The 19875-nt window shown below is 65.2% G+C and carries 18 protein-coding genes; 8 read left to right on the forward strand and 10 right to left on the reverse strand.

The annotated features are described in order from the left end of the window. Positions 1–10: 10 nt before the first annotated feature. The 8 genes from H1R19_RS00380 to H1R19_RS00415 form a co-directional block, all read right to left on the reverse strand. Complete coding sequence (locus H1R19_RS00380; protein ID WP_188330669.1) at positions 11–964, reverse strand: ribokinase; 954 nt, start codon at positions 962–964, stop codon at positions 11–13. A 118-nt stretch (positions 965–1082) separates the two neighbouring features. Beyond that, a complete protein-coding gene (locus tag H1R19_RS00385) occupies positions 1083–1865 on the reverse strand; it encodes a glutamine amidotransferase (RefSeq protein ID WP_188330670.1) in 783 nt (260 codons plus the stop codon). A 98-nt stretch (positions 1866–1963) separates the two neighbouring features. Continuing rightward, positions 1964–2680 (reverse strand): HAD family hydrolase, encoded by a 717-nt coding sequence (locus tag H1R19_RS00390; RefSeq protein ID WP_244970820.1) that lies wholly within the window; start codon positions 2678–2680, stop codon positions 1964–1966. A gap of 38 nt (positions 2681–2718) precedes the next feature. Beyond that, positions 2719–3264 carry a pyridoxamine 5'-phosphate oxidase family protein gene (locus H1R19_RS00395; RefSeq protein ID WP_188330671.1) on the reverse strand — a complete coding sequence of 182 codons (546 nt, stop codon included), beginning with the start codon at positions 3262–3264 and terminating at the stop codon, positions 2719–2721. 87 nt (positions 3265–3351) lie between these two features. Further along, positions 3352–4452 carry an LLM class flavin-dependent oxidoreductase gene (locus H1R19_RS00400; protein WP_223205422.1) on the reverse strand — a complete coding sequence of 367 codons (1101 nt, stop codon included), beginning with the start codon at positions 4450–4452 and terminating at the stop codon, positions 3352–3354. 96 nt (positions 4453–4548) lie between these two features. Then, entirely contained in the window at positions 4549–5049 is a 501-nt protein-coding gene (locus H1R19_RS23105) for a cupin domain-containing protein (RefSeq protein ID WP_223205423.1), read from the reverse strand. Positions 5050–5290: 241 nt separating this feature from the next. Beyond that, positions 5291–7270 carry a flavin-containing monooxygenase gene (locus H1R19_RS00410; RefSeq protein WP_223205424.1) on the reverse strand — a complete coding sequence of 660 codons (1980 nt, stop codon included), beginning with the start codon at positions 7268–7270 and terminating at the stop codon, positions 5291–5293. A 312-nt stretch (positions 7271–7582) separates the two neighbouring features. Continuing rightward, positions 7583–9019 (reverse strand): nicotinate phosphoribosyltransferase, encoded by a 1437-nt coding sequence (locus H1R19_RS00415; RefSeq protein WP_188330672.1) that lies wholly within the window; start codon positions 9017–9019, stop codon positions 7583–7585. A gap of 644 nt (positions 9020–9663) precedes the next feature. Between H1R19_RS00415 and H1R19_RS00420 the strand changes: the two genes are divergently transcribed. The 5 genes from H1R19_RS00420 to H1R19_RS00440 all read left to right on the forward strand — a co-directional run bounded on the left by H1R19_RS00420 (position 9664) and on the right by H1R19_RS00440 (position 15017). Further along, complete coding sequence (locus tag H1R19_RS00420) at positions 9664–11124, forward strand: aldehyde dehydrogenase family protein (protein WP_188330673.1); 1461 nt, start codon at positions 9664–9666, stop codon at positions 11122–11124. 38 nt (positions 11125–11162) lie between these two features. Continuing rightward, entirely contained in the window at positions 11163–12689 is a 1527-nt protein-coding gene (locus H1R19_RS00425) for a class I adenylate-forming enzyme family protein (protein ID WP_188330674.1), read from the forward strand. Between the two features lie 304 nt (positions 12690–12993). Then, positions 12994–13986, forward strand: a complete 993-nt coding sequence (locus H1R19_RS00430) for a ribose-phosphate diphosphokinase (RefSeq protein ID WP_188330675.1) — start codon at positions 12994–12996, stop codon at positions 13984–13986. 168 nt (positions 13987–14154) lie between these two features. After that, complete coding sequence (locus H1R19_RS00435) at positions 14155–14409, forward strand: hypothetical protein (protein WP_188330676.1); 255 nt, start codon at positions 14155–14157, stop codon at positions 14407–14409. Positions 14410–14522: 113 nt separating this feature from the next. Beyond that, the gene (locus tag H1R19_RS00440; RefSeq protein ID WP_188330677.1) at positions 14523–15017 is read left to right on the forward strand and encodes a flavin reductase family protein; all 495 of its coding nucleotides are present in this window, start codon (positions 14523–14525) and stop codon (positions 15015–15017) included. Positions 15018–15143: 126 nt separating this feature from the next. Here H1R19_RS00440 and H1R19_RS00445 read toward each other — a convergent pair whose 3' ends face one another. Then, positions 15144–15488: a cupin domain-containing protein gene (locus H1R19_RS00445; protein ID WP_188330678.1), complete on the reverse strand. Its 345-nt coding sequence runs from the start codon at positions 15486–15488 to the stop codon at positions 15144–15146. A 225-nt stretch (positions 15489–15713) separates the two neighbouring features. On the opposite strand from H1R19_RS00445, the gene H1R19_RS00450 reads away from it, so the two are divergent. From H1R19_RS00450 to acuI, 3 genes are all read left to right on the forward strand, one after another. Then, positions 15714–16868, forward strand: coding sequence for a phosphotriesterase family protein (locus tag H1R19_RS00450; protein ID WP_188330679.1), 1155 nt, complete (start codon positions 15714–15716; stop codon positions 16866–16868). 35 nt (positions 16869–16903) lie between these two features. Next, positions 16904–17926: a LacI family DNA-binding transcriptional regulator gene (locus tag H1R19_RS00455; protein ID WP_188330680.1), complete on the forward strand. Its 1023-nt coding sequence runs from the start codon at positions 16904–16906 to the stop codon at positions 17924–17926. 124 nt (positions 17927–18050) lie between these two features. After that, the gene (gene acuI / locus H1R19_RS00460) at positions 18051–19040 is read left to right on the forward strand and encodes an acrylyl-CoA reductase (NADPH) (RefSeq protein ID WP_188330681.1); all 990 of its coding nucleotides are present in this window, start codon (positions 18051–18053) and stop codon (positions 19038–19040) included. Between the two features lie 70 nt (positions 19041–19110). Here the strand turns inward: acuI and H1R19_RS00465 are convergent, their stop codons facing one another. Next, positions 19111–19761 (reverse strand): TetR/AcrR family transcriptional regulator, encoded by a 651-nt coding sequence (locus H1R19_RS00465; RefSeq protein ID WP_188330682.1) that lies wholly within the window; start codon positions 19759–19761, stop codon positions 19111–19113. Positions 19762–19875 lie beyond the last annotated feature (114 nt).

The following is a 19875-nucleotide window of genomic DNA, read 5'->3' on the forward strand; positions in this document are numbered from 1 at the left end:
GGACTGCGGGTTACGGATTGTGTTGTGGGGACAGGGAACCCAGGGTCGAGTCGATGTCGGCGGCCGTCGGCATCCCCGACCGCGCGCCGACGCCGCGCACCGACAGCGTCGCCGCGACGACGCCGCGCCGGCTGGCCTCCACGATCGGGACACCCCGCGCCAGGGTGGCGGCCAGGACCCCGTTGAAGGTGTCGCCGGCGCCCGTGGTGTCACGCACCTCGGCGGGCGGCGCCGGGATGGTGGTCGACGTACCGTCGGCCTCGACGACGAGGACACCGTCGCCACCCAGGGTCACCACGACGGGCGCCTTGGTGCGGGTGACGATCTCGGCGGCCATGTCCGGCACGGGGGCGCTCGCACCGTCGTCGCCGGTCACCAGCGCGTACAGGTCGCGCAACTCGGAGGCGTTCGGAGTGACGATCGGTGAGAGTGCGAGCAGTCCGTGGATCTCCGGGATGACCGGCGCCGGGTTCAGGATGCAACGCATCCCCTTCGCCACCGCGGTCTGAACGGCGGCGACCACGGCCTGCGGCCTGATCTCGGTGCTCACCAGAACGCTACCGGCCCAACCGGAAGCACGGTCGACGGCCGAGGAGACCGCGTCCGGGTCCGCGACCGCGTTGGCCCCGGCGCCCACGGCGATCTGGTTCTCACCCTTCGGGTCCACCACGATGAGTGCCGAACCGGTCGGGGTGCCCTCGGTGATCTCGACGTCGGTGACATCGATCGAATCGGCGCGCAACTCATCGAGGGCGGTCGATCCGGTGGCGTCCGCACCGACGGCGCCGCAGTACCGGACGTCGGCGTCGGCGCGGGCCGCCGCGACCGCGGCGTTCGCTCCCTTGCCGCCGCCGTGTCGCTCCACCTTGTCCCCGACCACGGTCTCGCCCGGGCCCGGGAGCCGATCGGCGGCGACCACGAGGTCGACGTTGAGCGCGCCCACCACCAGCACACAGGGTTTCATCTACTACCTCCCGGAAAGGACCGGCCACCCCGGGGTGAGGGGTGGCCGGTGGGGTGCTCCGGCGTCGCCCCGGCGATGCTGTTCATCTCCGCCGGGAGACGTCGGTGCGAGCGAGTGATCACGAAGCGGCGGGATCGGAGTCCGCATGCTTGTTCGCGCTCGCCCAGCCCAGAATCGACGACCACAGGTCGGTGTAGTGCGTCCACGAGACGAACTCGGGTGTGGCCCAGTGCGGTGCGAGGTCCGATGCGAAGGCCACCGAGCGGCCCAGACCGAACTCGCCGCCGACCAGCATCGGGTCATTGCCCGCCCGCACCACGACGTCGGACCCGTCCTTCGCCACGAGCTGGTTGTAACCGAGGAACTCGGGCCAGTCCGCGGGCGTGCCGCCCAGAATCGGATGGTCCGGCTGGCAGACGTCGACCTTGAGTCCCTCGGACCTCTCGATGCGGTCGTCGTAGGGAAGCATCGTCACCGGCAGGACGTCGGCCAGGGGGCTCATGCCGTACCGTGCCTTGCCGTCGATCCCGGTGAAGGACAGGTATCCGCCGACCATGAGCAGGCCACCACCACGGCCGACGAAATCCGCGACGAGGCCGAGACGGTTGGGGGACTTCTCCGATCGAAGGAAGGTTTCGTCGGGGAGCAGGAACGAGTTGGAGCCGATGTCGGAGATGACGACGACGTCGAACGCGTCGAGTTCTGCTGCGGTGCGCGGGAATCGGGCGGACACCTCATGGGCACGGATGTAGGTGACGTGATGTCCGGCGTTCGCGAGGCATTCGAGGAAGAAGGTGGCGCCCTCCTCGTACTCGGTGTTGTGGAACTGGTCGAAGCCCTTCATGTGGATGGTGTGCTTCACCCAGGATTCGCCGACGACCAGGACTTCCAGACCGCTCATGACAGGCCCTCCTCATCGTGTGCGAGTGCATTGCGGATCTCGGTCATCACCAGATCCTCCTTCTCGTTCTCGTCGGATTTCGATTGGTACTGAAGTCTTCAGTGGAGCGGGTTGCGCCGGTCGGCACGCGTGGTGGTGAGCAGGCGGCGCCCGATCTCATAGGCCTCGCGGATGTCCTCGCCGAGGTAGCGGTCGGTGGCCAGTTCCGCGATCACGGGGTCGGAGTTCACCGCGACCGAGTTGGGCAGCCACCGGAACAGGTCGAGGTCCGAGGACGAATCCCCATAGGCGACACAGTTCTCCGGGGAGATGGAGTGGCGCTCCATGACCTGGGCGGTGATGGACACCTTCTCCTCGGGTGCGATGGTCGCACCGTCGGCGAACGGCTGATCGATCTCCAGGGCTGACCCGTAGGTCTCGTGCACACCCCACTGCTGGAGTCTCCGCACGAAGAAGATGGGGGACTGGGAGATGACGATCGCGATCTCGCCGCGGGATCGGATGTCGGCGAAGGTCTCCGCGACCCCCGACATCCAGCGCGCGCCGTGGAATGCGGCGTCGAGCTCGCTGTCGGTGGCGCCGCCGCACAGGTCCAGGAGGACCTGCCAGAACTCGCGTTCGGTGATCTCGTCGGCGAGCCAGCGCTGCTCGATGGCCAGCCCTTCGTCGAGTTTGCCGAAGTGCCGGGCGAGCTCGATTGTGGATGCGCCACGGAGGAGGGTGCCGTCCATGTCGAACACGTGCAGCCGTCGCGGGTGCGCGGCTGGATCATCCACGGGGGTCGGTGGTTGCATGCTCGTGAGTTCCTGTGTCATGTCGGATCATGTGGTCCGACGGTGGTCGCACACCATGATCACTGCGCATCGTGAACATGCGCGGGAAATCTGAGGAGGTCGGAGATCGGTGGCTGCGGGAGCACTCGCATGTCCCAGCCATCGATGTGCTCGGGCACGATCCGGTACCAGCGGCGAGCGGCGACGTTGCCGGCGCTGAAGTAGTACTCGAGATGCGGGTGGCCGACGTGGAAGTACTTCTCCGCGACGAGGTCGAGCAGCTGCTCGACGTCCTCGGGGTCGGTCACCGGCTCGGCGTGACCCTCGAGAGTCACCGCGCGGACGCTGGCGAGTTCGTCGCCCTGGTCGATGAGCGCGGACACCGTCCCGCCGGCGTCGATCGTCTCGATGTGCCGATGGTCGGGCGTCGTCGTCTGTCCCGGGTCGCCGACGGTGGGATCGAGTGCGATGTAGATCGCGTCGTCCACCGTGACGAAGACGACGGGGGAGATGTGGATCCGCCCGCCGGAAGGCGCGGTGGCGAGCCGGAGCCAGAGCGCCTTCTCCAGGAATCCTTGGCGTTTCGCACCGTCGAGCGGGGCGAGGTGGCCCAGAGTGATCGGCATGTGGATGTCCTCATTTCTCGGTCGGCCCGGCCCGTCACCGAGTGGCGGAGTTCTCGGTGAGCGACGAGCCGGGCGTCACGGACTGGATCAGGCGAAGGCGGGGAGAACTTCCTTGGCCATGAACTTCAGGTTCTCCAGCACCGCCTCGTTGGGCTGTCCCATCGCAACCAGGCAGACGATGTGGTCGACGCCGATCTCTTCGTACGCCTTGAACCGCTCGATCATCCGATCGGGGGTGGTGAGGATCGGGTCGGCGTACTTCTCGTAGAGCCCGTCACGGGAAATCGCTTCGGACTCCGGGTACACCCGGCCGGCCCGGATGTAGTCGTCGACCCGGTCGCCCACGCCGCGGGCTGCGAGGCGGCCTTCCTTGGTCTGGGTCTTTCCACTGCCCTTCACGAGTGCCTTGTAGTGGTTGTACTCGTTGAGGATGTCGCCGAAGTACTCCTGGGCCTCGTCCTCGGTGCGGCCGAGCCAGGTGTGACGCAGTGCCATGACCTCACCGCGGGGCTTACCGCTGGCCGCGGCCGCGTCGTTGAAGGTCTGGACGAGCTCCTCGAGATCACCGTAGGGCTCGAAGTTGCCGTGGTTGGGGGCCGTCAGCAGGTTCAGGCCCTGCTCGGCAACCCGCTTGACTCCGTCGACACTCTGGGAGGCCACCCAGAGATCGGGGGACGGCTGGGTGACCGGCTTGGGCACGATCGTGGTCTCGGGGAAAGAGAAGTACTTCCCGTCGTAGGTCAGGTCGTCCTCGACCCAGGCCCGGCGGATGATCTCGAGGGCCTCCTCGTAGATGTCGCGTGCTTCCGCGGGGTTGATGCCGAGTCGGTCCAGCTGGTAGCGGCTGCCGCCGCGTGCCACTCCGATGCTCATCCGGCCGGGTGCCAGGTGGTCGAGGAGTGCCATTTCCGAGGCAACCAGGAGCGGATGGTAGTTGGGCAGCACCACGACGCCAGGCATGATCTTCAGTCGCTTTGTGCGGGTGGCGGCGGCCGCACTGAAGGCGAGCGACGACGGGTTGGTCACATAGTTCTGGAACTGGTTCTCATTGATCATGACGCCTTCGAAACCGAGGTCCTCGGCGGCATCGACGATCGACAGCATGTCGTTGAGCAGGTCGGTCCAGGGCCGGCTCATGTCGGGGTAGAAGAAGGGCGTCGTGACCCAGATCTTGAGTGACATGGTCATGTCTCCTAACTGTGGTGTGGTCGACTCGTCCGGAGGACGGAAGTCGGTGACTGACGCTCCGATCCGGAAGGCGGAGCAAGCTTTTCGAGAGGCTGGTCAGCGTCGAAGCGCGATGAGGGTGTCGCTGTAGGACTCGTCGTCACCGGTGTGGCGCCAGCCGGACGGCATCACCGGTCCGACGGTCAAGACCAGCGTGGCTTCGACGCCGACCGCCCGGCACGTGTACCGGTATCCGGCAGGCGCCCAGAAGAAATCCCCGGCCTCGACCAGGTAATCGACTGTGACGTCGTCGATGTCGGTGACCAGCATCTGGAATCTGCCGCTCAGGCAGCCGAGGGTCTCGTCCCAGCTCGTGGCCTGCCACGTGGTGTCGTCCGCGTCGGCGCGCATGAAGCTGATGCCCTGGCTGAAGTGTCGGGAGCCGTCGCGTTCCCGGGAGAGGAACACACCGGAGTCGGCGCCGGTCGCGAAGGTGATCCGCGGCATCTCGGCGATCTCGGTAGATGCGAACCGCCGGGGAAACCGGTTCTCCTGCTTGGGAGCCGACGCGCGGATCGAGGCTCCTGCGGCGCGCCTGGACGCGATGCTCGAGCTCATGGTCACTCCTGTCTGGTCCTGGCCTGTGAATCGTTTCTATAGTTCGCCGATGGCGTCGTTTCGGAAACGGGGGCTACTGCCGCTAGCTCAGACGATATCGGAACGAGCGTTCCATCTCAAGACTAAAAACGATTCTATCGCACCGGTAAGCGATGATGCCTTGTGAATAGGGGCCGGACTCGCTGAGGTCATTGACGACCTTAGCGGGCCCGGCGAGATCGGGTTGATCAAACGAGTGGTGTCACCTCACCGCTTGAGCAACTTTGTCGCGCGACACCGTGAGGTAGTCGTCGGCAGTGAACGACTCGGTGTCGGCCCGGTACTTCATGAGGGTCCAGGGCAGTGCGTTGATGACCCGGCCGCGGCTGTTTCGGTACCAGTTGTCGGTGCCCGGGTGTGTCCACACCAGCGTTGCGTGCTCGGCGTCGACGTCCTCGTTGTACTTCTCGAACACGTCGGGGCGGACCTCGATAGAGGCGATGGAGCGTTCGACCATGTCCACCATCGCATCGACGGCGTACCCGATCGCGCACTCGGCGATATAGAGCGCGCTGCCGCCGTGCGCGGGGGTCGTGTGCGGGCCGCCGATCACGAACAGATTGGGGAAGTCCGGAACCGTGACACCGAGGTAGGCGCTGGCGTCGTCGTCGCCCCAGACATCCCGGAGTGACACCCCGCCTCGGCCGACAACATTCACGGTCGACAGCATCTTCGCGGCCTGGAACCCGGTGGCGTAGACGACGGCGTCGACCTCGTGGGCGGTGCCGGCGGAGTCGATCACGTGACGTTCGTCGAGGCGGGTGGCGCTCTGCGGAACCAACACGACGTCGGGACGTCGGATGGTGTCGAACCACTCGTTGTCCATGAGGATGCGCTTGCTGTACGGGGGATAGTCCGGGACGACCAGTTCGGCGAATGTCTCGGCATCCTCGCCGAGACGCTCGAGCGCGGTGGCGGTGAGGAACTCGCGGTGTCTGTCGTTGTGCTCGTTGACCGATCGGTTCGGATGGGCCCACGAGGGATCGCGTCGCAGGGTTTCGAGCAGCTTGTCCTGGAACTGCCAGATCAACCGCAGCCGGTAGAAGGCCGCGTAGAAGGGCACCTGGTCCATGAGAAGGCGGACGTCGTCGGAGACGAACCGCAGATAGTTGGCATTCGGCGCGACCCACTGCGGGGTCCGCTGGAACACCGTGGTCACTTCGGCGGCATCGGCGATCGCGGGCACGATCTGCATCGCGGTTGCGCCGGTGCCGATGATGGCGACCTTCTTTCCCTGCGGGTCGAACGAGGTGTCCCACCGCGCGGAGTGGAATTGCTTGCCCTGGAACGTGTCCGCACCCGGGAGGGACGGGATCGAGGGCTCACTGAGGGTTCCCACGCAGGTCATCACGACGTTGGCGTGCAGCGTGGAGGGCCCGTCGGTGGCGTGGTCGAGTTCAGCGACCCAGACCTGCGCGTCCTCATCCCACGTGACGCGTTCGACATCGGTGTCGTACCGCGTGCGGGCGGTGACGCCGTACTCCTCGGCCACCTCGCGGAGATAGGTCAGCACTTCCGGCTGCTTGGCGTAGTAGCGCGACCAGTTTCGCGGCGCGAACGAGTAGGAGTAGATGTGGGCCGGCGTGTCCACACCCGCGCCCGGATAGACGTTGTCCCGCCAGACACCGCCCACCTGGGACTTCCGCTCGACGATGGTGAAGTCGATGCCGAGGCTGCCGAGCCGCGCGGCGGCGGCGATGCCGGCTGCACCGGCGCCGATGATCAGGACGTGGAGATCGTCGGCGCCGGCCGGCCGCTCGCCGTGCCAGGTGAGTGCCGGGCGCCGGCGGAATCCGCCCTCCTCGGACATCAAGGGACCGTAGGTGAGTGGCACTTCCTCGCCCAGCGATGCGCTGAGCATCGCGATCAGTTCGTCGTCCGCGGGTGGCCGGCGGAGAGTGGCCTTGCCGTCACGGATCGCCGTCACCTCGGCGAGGACCGCCTCCTGGATACGGCGCTGGTGGTCCTCATCGAGTCCGGCGTCATCGTTGTCGTTGAGGGCCACCGTGCGACTCGGGGTGAATTCGCCACGCAACCAATCGATCCGGCCCGTCAACTGAGCGAGCACGAGTTGCAGGGTCGGGATGTTCCCCGCCGCGACGGCGCGTGCCAGTTCACCGTCGGATGCGGTGATCGCGGCGGGCGTGGGCCACAAAGGTGGGGTCGGGTCGGGAGAGGTCATGTCGAGGCTCCTTTTGGAAACGATTCGCTACCGGTGAGCGGTAGGTTCGACGCTACGCGGACTTCTGCGAATATACATACCGACCGGTATTTACAAGCGAGAATCCGCAGGTAAGAAGGATTCCGGTTCCATGAGGGATTCACCGCACGGTATGCATTGCGTTCCTGGTGCTCGGCGGACGGGCCGGGCGGGGGAAGGCGAATGGGGAGGGAGCACAAGAAGGCTGTGGCCGCCACCCGGTGGGTGGCGGCCACAGCCCCATTGATGGGTTGCACCGAGCCCGGCGATGCCGGTTCGCCTATCGCCGTTGCGTCAGGCGATTGCCTCGACGTTGTCGGGCTGCTTGTAGTAGTGCTCGGGCACGGGGCGCTCGCTCCGCTCGATGACCTCAGCGAATGTCGTCTTGTTGAGAAGCTCGCCGTTGCGGTACACCGGCACCAACAGGTTCTCTTCCGCGGGAATCGAATCGCGCAGAACCGTGCGGTACTCGCCGTCGGTGAACTGCAGCGCGAATCGGCCTTCTCGCGAGTGCTTCATGAGATCGCCCTTGGGGCGCTTGGCGGCCCCCCGCCATTCCCCGTTCACGCAGATCGCACTCGCCTTGTACCCGAAGTTCTGCATGTCGCGGCTGACGTCCTGCAGGAGTCCTCCACCCATGCCGCACAGGACGTTTTCACCGGAAAGGCCGCGCTTCTCGAGCTCCTCGTAGATCTGGCGATGCTGTTCGATGTCGAGGCCGTCACCTTGGACCACCCGGACGTTGGGCGGTAGGACCTTGAATCCCTTGCTGTTGACGGTGGCGCCGAACGCCTCCAGCAGAGCTTCGGTCGTCTCGACAGGCGTCAGGACCTGGTTGCCCGAATCGACACGAACCGCGACCATGCCCGGGTAGGCGAGAATCTCCTCTCGCAGTTCCTTGCCGATGATGTTGCGGACCGCGTTCTCGTGATCGAAAGTGTCGGTCAGCAGGCCGGCGAGGCCGGAATCGGTGTCGGCGAGCATCATTCGGAAGGTGTCGGCCTCGTTTGCGGCACCGCGGGTGGTGGTCACCGAGTGGTCCAGATATGCGGTGGCTCCGCGGGGAGGATTGGCTTCGCCGTAGTACTCGTCGGCGGCGAGGTAGCCCGCCATGACCTCGGACTGGTCGAAGTTGACCAGATGCCCGAGGTCGCCGAGCACAGCCGACTCGTTCGAGGTTGCCGCGCGGGGCCCGTAGTTGTGCAGGTACATACGCAGGAGCTCGGGGGTGTCCGAGGTACGTTCGAGAACTTCGCGCAGGTTCTGCTTGGCCGTCCAGCTCAGCGTTCCCACCGACGTCGGGTACCAAAGTGCCCGCTGTAGAGGTGTTTCGAGGAAGTTCGAGATCCACGCGTACTTGGGATCGGTGTTGATGACCTGCATGAGTACGTTGCGAGTCGGCACCACCGTGCCCTCGGGGACGGCCTCGATCTCGACTGGCAGGTAGCCGCCGTGATCGTTGATCAGGTCATCCCAGGCCTGCCGGCGGAAGTCGCCGCCGACCTTGGTGAGAACTTCCTCGGCGAGGTCGACGTCGTCCTTGGTGATGGGCTTGGACAGGTACTCCTGCAAGTAGGCCTGCAGGCCTACGAACATGGTCACCGGGAACTTGCCGCCGCGCGACTCGTAGTAGGACGAGACGTATTCGGTGCCCTCCGGCCACATGCGCATGACCCAGTGCTTGTAGACGTCCGTGAGGAGCAGGATGTTGCGAGTCGATGACTGACCCATAGTTGACTTACCTTCCTGGTAGTGCTGCATCGATCGGTGATGAATGAGTGAAGGTTCCCCGAGTGGTGATCGGCCCCAGCGCGACGTTTGCTTCCGGAATCGTATCCACCCGACGCGCGGTCCGGGTGAGAAACATCTTGCGGCTCGTGTAACAAACCCGCAGTATCAGAAACGTTTCTATAACCTAGATCACAATAATCAAGCAGAGTGACACACGTCAATACCCTTCGTTGCCGCACCATGCGGATTCGTGATCTGTCGATCATTTGTGCTGTTCAGAGCCTCTCGTACGGTTGCTCCTGCGACCGGTTGAGGAGGCTCCCTTGAAGGAGGACGCATGGGAGCCAGGCGCGACGGCTCAGATCCAGGTCCGATTCGCTGGGTGGATCGGCAACCGATTCTGGGCGTCGGTTGCCGTAGCCACCGCAGCAAGAATCGTTTATGCTCAGTCCGACCAGAGAGATCGGGGTCACAGTCGAGCACGGGCCGCGGGGAGTCCTCGACGGTCGCCCGCCCGAACACCACATGGCCGAACAGGCTCCCATCTCTCGTGATCACCCACGCCGCGAGAACTCGCGCCGGCCTACCTGCTACCAGTTCAGGGCGATGGCCCTGACAAACCCAACGAAGAAGGGCAGTCAACGATGACAACCACACTTTCCCTCGCCGCCGGGGTCCTCCCCGAACTGGAACGCCTGTCCGCGGGCCACTACATCGACGGACAGTGGACCCCCAGCGAGTCCGACGCCCGGATCGATGTCTACAGTCCGGCGACCGAAGAGATCGTCGGGTCCATTCCGGCCGGCACGGCCGGAGACGCGGACCGTGCGGTGACCGCCGCCCGACGGGCCTTCGCAGAGTGGTCGGCGACGCCTCGCGAGAAGCGACTCGGATATCTCAAGGCCATCACGGAGGCGTTGAACGAGCGTCGTGAGGAACTCGCTCAAGTGATGTCCTTGGAGATAGGCTCGCCAATCCAGTTGTCGCGCAACATGCAGGCCCTTCTGCCGTCGGTGACCTTCCAGGTCGCGACCGAGCTCCTCACCGACTACGAGTTCGAGTACCAGCTCAACGGTGTGAACATCGTGCGCGAGCCCATCGGCGTCGTCGGCGGTATCGTGCCGTGGAACTTCCCCCTTCATCAGGTGGCGCTCAAGGTGGCGCCCGCGATCGCATCCGGTTGCACCATCGTCATCAAGTCGACTGAGGTCGCCCCGCTGTCGGCGGTGCTCTTCGCCGACATCCTCGACAAGGCCGGCCTCCCCCGCGGTGTGTTCAACTTGGTTCACGGCACCGGTCTGGAAGTGGGTGAGGCGATCGCGTCCCACCCCGAGGTGGACATGGTCTCGTTCACCGGATCGACCCGCGCCGGTCGGCGCGTCAGCGAACTCGCCTCGGCGACCATCAAGAAGGTCGCCCTCGAGCTCGGCGGAAAGTCGGCGAACGTGATTCTCGACGGCGCGGACCTGGAAAAGGCAGTTACGGCAGGAATTCTCGACTGTTACACCAACGCCGGACAGGCCTGCAACGCCCAGACCCGCATGCTGGTGCCGCGCGCTCTTCTGGGGCAGGCCGAGGAGATCGCTGCCAAGGTCGCCGGGGGCCAGGTGGTCGGCGACCCCGCGGACGAGAACACCACCGTCGGACCGGTCGTCTCCGCCACGCAGCGTGACCGGGTCCGCCAACTCATCAACCAGGGCGTGCGCGAGGGCGCACGGCTCGTCGCCGGTGGCGCCGAGCAGCCCGCCGGCCTCGACACCGGCTTCTATGTCCGACCGACGGTCTTCAGCGATGTCAAGCACGACATGACCATCGCCAGGGAAGAGATCTTCGGGCCGGTGCTCTCGATCCTGCCCTACGACACCGTCGAGGAAGCCGTCCACATCGCCAACGACACCGTCTACGGCCTGAGCGGCGCGGTCTGGGGTCCGCAGGACGAGGCCGTCGAGGTGGCCAAGCAGATCCGCAGCGGGCAGGTCTTCGTCAACGGCGCCGACTACAACTTCCACGCACCCTTCGGCGGATACAAGCAGTCGGGCAACGGTCGTGAATGGGGAGTCTTCGGGCTCGAGGAGTACCTCGAGGTCAAGGCCCTGCTGGTCTAGTCGAGCGACGTCGCTGGTCGAAGGAGACAACGAAGCCGATGAATTATTCCTACAGCCTGACCGAGAATGCCCTCCGGCATCCGGATAAGGTCGCGCTCAAATGCGGTGAACGACGACGAACCTACGCGGAGTTGAACACACGTGTCTCCCGGCTGGCCGGCGGGTTGGTTGAAGCGGGAGTTCGCAGGAACTCCGCTGTGGGAATCCTCATGTGGAATTGCATGGAGTTCTTCGAGATCTACTACGCGTGCATGCGAGCCGGAATCGTCTGTGTTCCTTTGAATTATCGGATGAGTGCCGATGAACTGCGCTACGAGTTGGAGCACAGTCAGTGCGCCATGCTGTTCACGCAGGAACGGTTTCACGATGTGGTGTCCGGCGCGGTCGGTGATCAGACGGATGTGTTCCGCCTGATCACCACCGCGGACGGCGTTCCGCCGGGGTGGCTCGGTTACGAGACGCTGATGTCGGGCAGCCAGATCGATGCTGACGTCCCCGCCGACTTCTCGGACACCCAACGAATCATGTACACCTCGGGCACCACCGCCCGGCCGAAGGGTGCGATCGTCACTCACGGGCAGGTCGTGTTCGGGGCGCTCAGCCGCGTTGCCGATTTCGAATTGAGTTCTGACGACGTGAATCTCGCGGTTGGGCCGCTCTACCACGTGGCGGCACTCGACACCTTTGCCACCACCTTGCTGTACATCGGTGGAACGGTTGTCATCTGCGAACGGTTCGACCCGTCGGCCGTGCTCGACATCCTGCATGCGGGCGAGGTCACGTGTACGTGGATGGCGCCGAGCATGGTGGCGGCAGTACTGGCCGAGGCGGATCAGCGGCCTCCCGGCGTTGTGTCATTGCGTGTTCTGGTCATGGGCGGCGAGAAGGCACCCCTTCCCATGCTGGAGAAGCTCTTCGGAATGTGGCCGTCGGTCAAGGCTTTCGACGTCTACGGACTGACCGAGTGCCAAGGCCTCGCAACGATCCTGCCGAGTGAGTTCGCGGTCTCCAAACTGGGCTCGGTGGGAATCCCGGCCCGGGGACGGGAGGTTCGAGTCATCGACGACGCCGGTCAGGATGTGTCGGCGGGTGTCGCGGGCGAAGTACTCGTCCGCGGACCGGTGGTGTTCCCCGGGTACCTCCTCAACGAGGAGGCGACGCGGGACACCATTCGCGATCGCTGGTTGTACACGGGGGACATGGGGGTCCTGGACGAGGACGGGTTCCTCTACATCGTGGACCGTAAGAAGGACATGATCCTCTCCGGCGGCGAGAACATCGCGGCGTCGGAGGTGGAGCGAGTCGTCTATGAGGTCCCCGGGGTGGCGGAAGCGGCAGTGGTCGCCCGGGCGGATCAGCGTTGGGGAGAGGTGCCGGTTGCCTTCGTAGTGGCCGAACCCGGCCACGAGATCGACACCGAGAAGGTGCTCGAGCTCTGCCGGGCGCGGTTGGCCGGTTTCAAGGTGCCGAAGGAGGTTCACCTCGTCGATGAGCTGCCCCGTACGCCTTCGGGCAAGATCCTGAAGCGGGAACTCCGGACGCAGCTCGAGGTTCCGGTGCACTAGTTCCAGCAGACCTCTGGCGGATCGGACCGGTCGGTGACAGGCGTTGTGACAACGCCTGGACGCCTGCCGGTCCGATTGCGTTGCAGCACAGGCGCGTACATCGAGCGATCGTCCGCCGTTGGCTCGATAGAATCAATTCTACTAATCCGTGAGAATTTGGCTCTACGTATGGAACCATACAGTTCACGGTGCTATCCTCGCAGGTAGAAACGTTACAACCGCCTCGTATGGCGAAATCCCCTCAACAGTGCCCACCGGTTCCCGCAGACGACCTGCGCAACGTGACGAAGACAAGGTTGGTTCCATGACTCAGTCCATGCGACTCGGAGACGAGAAGCAACTGATGCTGTTCTCCGGACGTGCGAATCCTGCACTGACCCAAGCCATTGCGGCCGACATCGGTGTCGACGTCGGTCCGGTCACGTTGAAAACCTTCTCCAACGGAGAGGTCTACTGTCGATTCGACGAGTCGGTCCGCGGGGCGGATGTCTTCATCGTGCAACCCATGTGCGGTAACGCCGAGTCGGGGGTCAACGCCAACGACGCGTTGATGGAGCTGCTCGTCATGGTCGACGCGGCGGTCGGTGCCAGTGCTCATCGAGTGGTGGCTGTGACGCCGTGGTACGGATACTCCCGACAGGACAAGAAATCTGCTGCGCGTGAGCCGATCTCGGCCCGTGTCGTGGCCAGGACCCTGGAGGCCGTGGGTGTCGACCGGGTCCTCACGATGGACCTTCACGCGGGCCAGTTGCAGGGGTTCTTCGGAAAGCCGGTCGACCATATGACCGCTCTGATGATGCTGGCCGACCATTTCTCCGGCCTCGACGACGATCTGGTCGTCGTCGCGCCGGACGCCGGACGGGTGAAACTCAACAAGCAGTTCGCGACCCGGCTGGGCGCGGGCCTGGCGATTCTCGACAAGGAACGTCCGGTGCAGCAGGTCGCCGAGATCACCCACGTCATCGGCGACGTGAGCGGCAAGACCGCAATCATCGTCGACGACATGATCGACACCGCGGGAACGCTTCGCGCGGCCGGCGAGGCGGTGGTGAACGCCGGTGCGCGCCGGGTCTTCGCGGCGGCGACGCATCCGGTGTTCAGCGGGCGTGCCTTCGAGAACCTCGCTGCCGCACCCTTCGAGAAGATCGTCGTCACCGACACCATTCCGCTGTCAGCCGGTGCGCCGACGAATGTCGAGGTCGTCTCGTGTGCCCCGCTGCTCGCCGACTCGATCCGTCGAATCTTCACCAACGACTCCGTGAGCGCCGTCTTCGGCGGCCAGAACCACATCTTCTGACCGGACGAGCTCACCTCGAAGGAGAATCATGTTTTACGAGATCCGTGAATACAGTGCGGTTCCCGGACGCCTGCCCGACATCATCGATCCTCTCAACGAGACCGGATCGCGGATCTTCGACTCCTCCCGGCGCTGACCGGGAACACCCACAAGGAAAGGAGACCGCTGATGGATGTACGAATCGATGGCTGTGACGCCGTCTCGGTGGGCGATGCCGACACCGAGGACGTGCGGATCGTAACTCACGACAAGCTCCTTCCGTATCTACCGGGAATCCTCCGGCTCAACGGCATCGGCTGGGTAGAGGGTACGACCGTCCACCTCGACCCCAGTTGGTCCGGATGGTGCGAGATCGCCTCCGCGCAGGGGCGCAAGGTGACCATCCCCGAAACCGCAACCATCTTCACTACTCCGGTGACGTGAGGCGACAGGACGCATTCGATGGCAGTGAGCCCGAGTCGGCGCATCCGGATGAAGCCGGACCGCTCCGGGCAACGGCCGCACGACGGCTCAACGCACGAAGTCAGGAGACAGCAATGATCGATCAGGACACGTTCAAGAACATCATGGCCGCCGCGCCGGGACCGGCGACGGTGGTCACGGCCACCGGCGCAGACGGCCGGCATCAGGGACTGACGATGTCTGCCGTCTGTTCGGTGTCGCTCGATCCCCCGCTCGTCCTGGCCTGCCTGGACCACGGGTCGAATACACTGGCGGCAGTGCGCGAATCAGGTTCGTTCACCGTCAACTACATCGCCCGTGGCCACGAGGACATCGCGATGCGCTTCGCGGTCAAGTCGGGGTCGAAATTCAACGGCCTGGCCTTCGAGGTCTTCGATGACAACTCCGGTGGCCCCGTCCTGCACGACCACGTCGCCGCGTATGCGGTGTGCCGGGTCGAGCAGATGCACACCTCCGGGGATCACACGATCGTCATCGGCCACGTCGTGCGGGGAGCGGCGCACCGCGACAGCCACGCTCTCGCCTACGCACGACGAGAGTTCTTCACCGCGGCCACCGCGCAGGTCTGAGCGGGGAGGAGAGGCGCGCTCGCCGAGCCGGCGTGCACGACAACGGGTGCACAACAACGGCATCCGGTTCCGCTGCGGTCACAGGGGAACCGGACGCCGTTCGCCGTCGGGCGGGTGGGATCGGAGTCAGGCGTCGTTTTCGATCCAGAAGGACACCTTGCGGACCGGTTCGATCGTCTTCCAGGTGTTGCGCTTGCCGGCGTACAGCCGGACGATGTCGCCGGGGCCGGCGACGAAGGTCTCACCTGTGTCGTCGAAGCTGATCTCCGCGCGTCCCTCGAGGATGACGAAGATCTCGTCGGCGGCCTCGCCCCCGATGTAGCCGAGCTCGGCGCCCCAGACGCCGACCTTGCCGCCGGCGAAGTCGGAGATGAAGTGGGCCCCGGTCGACACCGGGGTACCGTCGTCGAGGCTGACGTACCTTTCGGGTTGAAGTTCGGCGGCGAATACGTTTCCGAGAAGTTGACTCATAGAACCGATTCTAACCCAGCTGGGGTATCGCCGGCGACTGAACTCCGTCGGTTGGATGCGTGAGGCGGCGACTTTCGGCCTGAAAAGTGTTTGTAGCCAGGGAACAACGAGCTATAGGTGCGTTCGGGACTGGTCTGGCCAGGCGGGCAGATGGACGATCAGCGCCAACTGGAAACAATTCTATTCTTCTGGCCTTCGCGGGTCGGAACGGATAATGTTCCTTCCATGAGCGCAGTTCAGGTCACGACCGTCCTCGGTCCGATCGACGTCGAGGACCTCGGGATGACGTTGATGCACGAGCATCTCGCCTGCGATTGGACCACACGCTTCGTCGAGCCGGCGGATGAGGATGCGCGGAAGCTGTACCACACGCCGATGGACGCATCGCTGCACTGGAAACTGGCCGAGGACCCGTTCTGCTGTCTCGACGCCGGACGGCTCGACGATCCCGATGGGATCATCGAGGAGTTGGGGCACTTCACCGTCGCGGGCGGCCGGACGGTCGTCGACTGCACCAACTCGCAGATCGGCCGCGACGTGCGGGCGCTGGAGCGGATATCGCGAGAAGCCGGCGTCAACGTGATCATGGGCTCCGGGTGGTATGTGCACGGTTTCCATGAGAGTCACAAGGCGTCGGCGGGTGTCGACGAGCTCGTCGAGGACCTGATGTCAGAGTTCGTCGACGGCGCGGACGGTACGTCGGCGAAGCCCGGCATCATCGGCGAGATCGGAGTGTCGCCGCAGTTCACCGACGCCGAGAAGGTCCGCCTGCGAGCCGCGAGTCGGGTCCAGCGGGAGGTGGGGGTGCCGTTGATGATCCATCTGCCAGGGTGGAAACGCCGGGCCCCGGAGGTGCTCGACATCGTCTTGGGCGAAGGTGTCGCGCCGGAGGCTGTGGTGCTCTGCCACATGGATCCGTCAGGCGACGACGCCGAGTACCAGCGCTCCGTCGCCGAACTGGGCGTCTGGCTCGAGTTCGACATGATCGGCATGCCGTTCTACTACGCAGGCGAAGGGCAGTCCCCGGCACCCGAGCAGACCGCCTCGGCCGTCGCTCGGCTGATCGCAGACGGCCACGGTGAACGCCTCCTGCTGAGCCATGACATGGCGTCGAAGGGTATGTGGACACGGCACGGTGGCAACGGGATCGGCTATGTCCCACAGATGTTCCTGCCCCGGCTCGAGCGCCACGGTGTCTCCGCCGAGCAGGCCGCGACACTGCTCACCGAGAACCCCGCCGCCCTGTTTGCTCTCAGCGCCGCGTCGGCGGACGGTGGTGCGGCCGATGTGCGAGGCCGCTCGACCTGGGTACGAGGGGATCAACGCGCGGTCCCGGGGCGTCGCCCACCGGTCGGCGATACTGTCGTAGATGCGAGGTAGCCGTCCGACCGTCGGAATGGCTGAGGAGGCATGACGTGAAGCAACCGGGCCCCAAACACAAGCGCCCGACCATAAAGGACGTCGCCGAACATGCGCGCGTATCGGTCAGCACGGTCAGTTACGTGCTCAACGACTCCGGCCCGGTCGCCCCGGAACGGCGCAACCGTGTGCTCGACGCCGTTCGCGTGCTCGAGTACTCGCCGAACGAGTCGGCGCGAAACCTCAAGCGGCGCGGTGCATCGCGAATCGGCATGGTCGTTCCTGAACTGACGAATCAGTTCTTCGCGATGGTGACCGAGGGCGTTCAGCGGGCCGCTTCGGCCCGCGACGTCCTCGTTGTACTCGTCATCCCCGACGCCGCTGCGCGGTCGGAGGAAGAGCAGGCCAAACTGTTGCGCAGCCAACGCATCGACGGTGTCGTGTACCTGTCGGGTACCGGTTCGATGCCGGCCGCGAGCTATGAGCTCGCCCGGTCGGGACCGGTGGTTCTCGTCGACGAGCAGATCCCCGGCATCGATCTGCCGGCTGTGGTCTGCGATTCCCGCAAGGGGGCCCGTGAGGCGGCCATGCACGTGCTGGATCACGGGCACCGCCAGATCGCGGTGATCGGTGGACCCCCGGCGCTCTGGACCGCGCAGCAACGACTCGCCGGATACCGAGAGGCATTCGCGGGCGTTGGATTGGACCCGGACGCCGTGCCGGTGTATCACGGTGACTACCAGCAGGACTCGGGTTACGAGGCGGCCAAGGCGGCGCTCATCGCGAACCCCCGGCCGTCGGCGCTCATCTGTGCCAACGACCTGATGGCCGTGGGCGCGATGGAATACTGTCGCGAGGCCGGACTCCAGATGCCCGACGAGGTCAGCATCGTCGGATTCGACGACCTCGCCCTCTCCCGACTTCTCACCCCGCGTCTCACCAGCGTGCGACAACCGGCCCACGACATGGGGTTTCGCGCCGCCAACGTCTTGTTCGACCTGATCGAGAACGACGAGCCGGAACAACTGAGCATTCTGCCGACGACCCTGCAGATTCGCTCGTCGGTGTCCCAGCACTGATCGCCGTCGCGTTCACCCGCTGACACGTTCGGCGGGCGTCGCCAGAGCAGACAACCGTCCGGGCCGTCGAATCGACGGTCCGGTTCGGTGCCGTGCCCTGATGTTGAGTACCGAAAGGAAAGTCATGAGTTTCAAGGCTCTGGTGGCCGAGCGTGCCGACGACCGGATCGTCACCGCGCTGAAAGATCTCGACGAGCAGGATCTGATGCCGGGTGAGGTGAGTATCGACGTCGAGTACTCGACGGTGAACTTCAAGGACGCGATGGCCATCACGGGCCTCGCCGAGGTGATCGAGACATTCCCGCTCGTCCCGGGCATTGACCTGTCGGGGACCGTCAGCGCGACGGATCGGGAGGACCTCGGCGTGGGTGACCGGGTGGTCGTCAACGGATGGGGGCTGAGCATGACCCATCACGGTGGCTTCGCCCAGCGCGCGCGGGTCCCGGGTGAGTGGGCAATCCGCCTGCCGGACACCATCTCCACCCGTGACGCCATGGCGATCGGGACGGCCGGCTATACCGCGATGCTCTCAGTGCTGGCACTCGAACGGGGCGGTGTCACGCCGGATTGCGGTGAGATCGTCGTGACCGGCGCCAACGGCGGAGTCGGCTCGATCGCCATCGCACTGCTCTCCGATCTCGGTTACGACGTCATCGCCTCGACCGGTCGTCCGGAGGAGGCGGACTATCTGCGTTCCCTCGGCGCCTCGGCGATCATCGACCGTGCGACGCTTTCCGACGCGAGCGAGCCGCTCGCGGAGGAGCGATGGGCCGGTGCCGTGGATTCCGTGGGCAGCCACACCCTGGCAAATGTGCTGGCGCACACGAAGATGCGTGGCGTAGTCGCCGCCTGTGGACTTGCCCAGGGCACCGACCTGCCGGGTTCGGTGCTGCCATTCATCCTCCGCGGAGTGACCCTGGCCGGAATCGACTCGGTGCACGCTCCGGTCGCGATCCGAGAAGAGGCCTGGTCCCGTCTGGCGACGGATCTCGACCTCGCCAAGCTGGCCGCCACCGCGCGGGTGGTGGGCCTGGCGGACGTCCCTGAGGTGGCCGCGGACCTGCTGGCCGGCCAGATCAGAGGGCGAACCGTCGTCGATGTGCAAGACGTCTAGCAGAACGAGCGGGCAGGGACGGGATGGTCGGTCGCGGCGCGGGAGTGACGCGGCCGACCCACCCGGGAGCTTAGGGTGGGTCGACGCCCAGTCCGTCGATGACCATGTCGGCGAACGTCTCCCCGATCTCGCGGGTCGACAGCGGGCCGTCGAGGTCCAACCAGACATGGGACCATGCGCCCATGCCGATGATCCCGAACGCCACGACCTTCGGGGGACCCGACGCGCGGAACCGTCCTTCGTCGATTCCCCGGGCGATCACGTCGACGAAGATCCCCTCGAACTCGCTGCGTTTGCGTTCGATCTCCTCGAAGAACCGGCCGGCAAGAAACCGGCGTTCCTGGAGGAATACCGCGGTCTCTGATTTGTAGATCGACATGGGTTCGATCAGTGCTTCGACGATCAGCCGTCGCAGCGCGGTGGCCAGGTCCTGGTCCTTCTCCGCCATCACGGCGCGTGCACGGCCGAGCTGGTAGTGGATGAACTCGTCATGAACCCGGCGAAGGAGATCCTCTTTGTTGTCGAAGTGGTGGTAGAAGGCGCCTTTGGTGAGCCCCGCCGCATCGACGACGCTCTGAACCGAGGTCGCGGCGTATCCGTTCTGCTCGAACAGCGTCACGGCACTCTTCAGCAGGGCGGCGCGGGCACGCTCCGGATCGCGGACGCGGCCGGTGGCCGACGCCGAGGGAGCGCGCTTGCCCCGGGGCTGTCTGGTCGCCACGAACTCTCCAGTCTGCGTCGGTTGCTATGGATCGGTGTGAGCCGGTTGATCTCTCGACACGCAGTGGTGGTCGCATCCGCGGACACATTGCGCGCGGTACGGCTCGGCAGGCGC

The organism is Gordonia jinghuaiqii (genome assembly GCF_014041935.1).
GTDB classification, from domain to species: Bacteria; Actinomycetota; Actinomycetes; order Mycobacteriales; family Mycobacteriaceae; genus Gordonia; species Gordonia jinghuaiqii.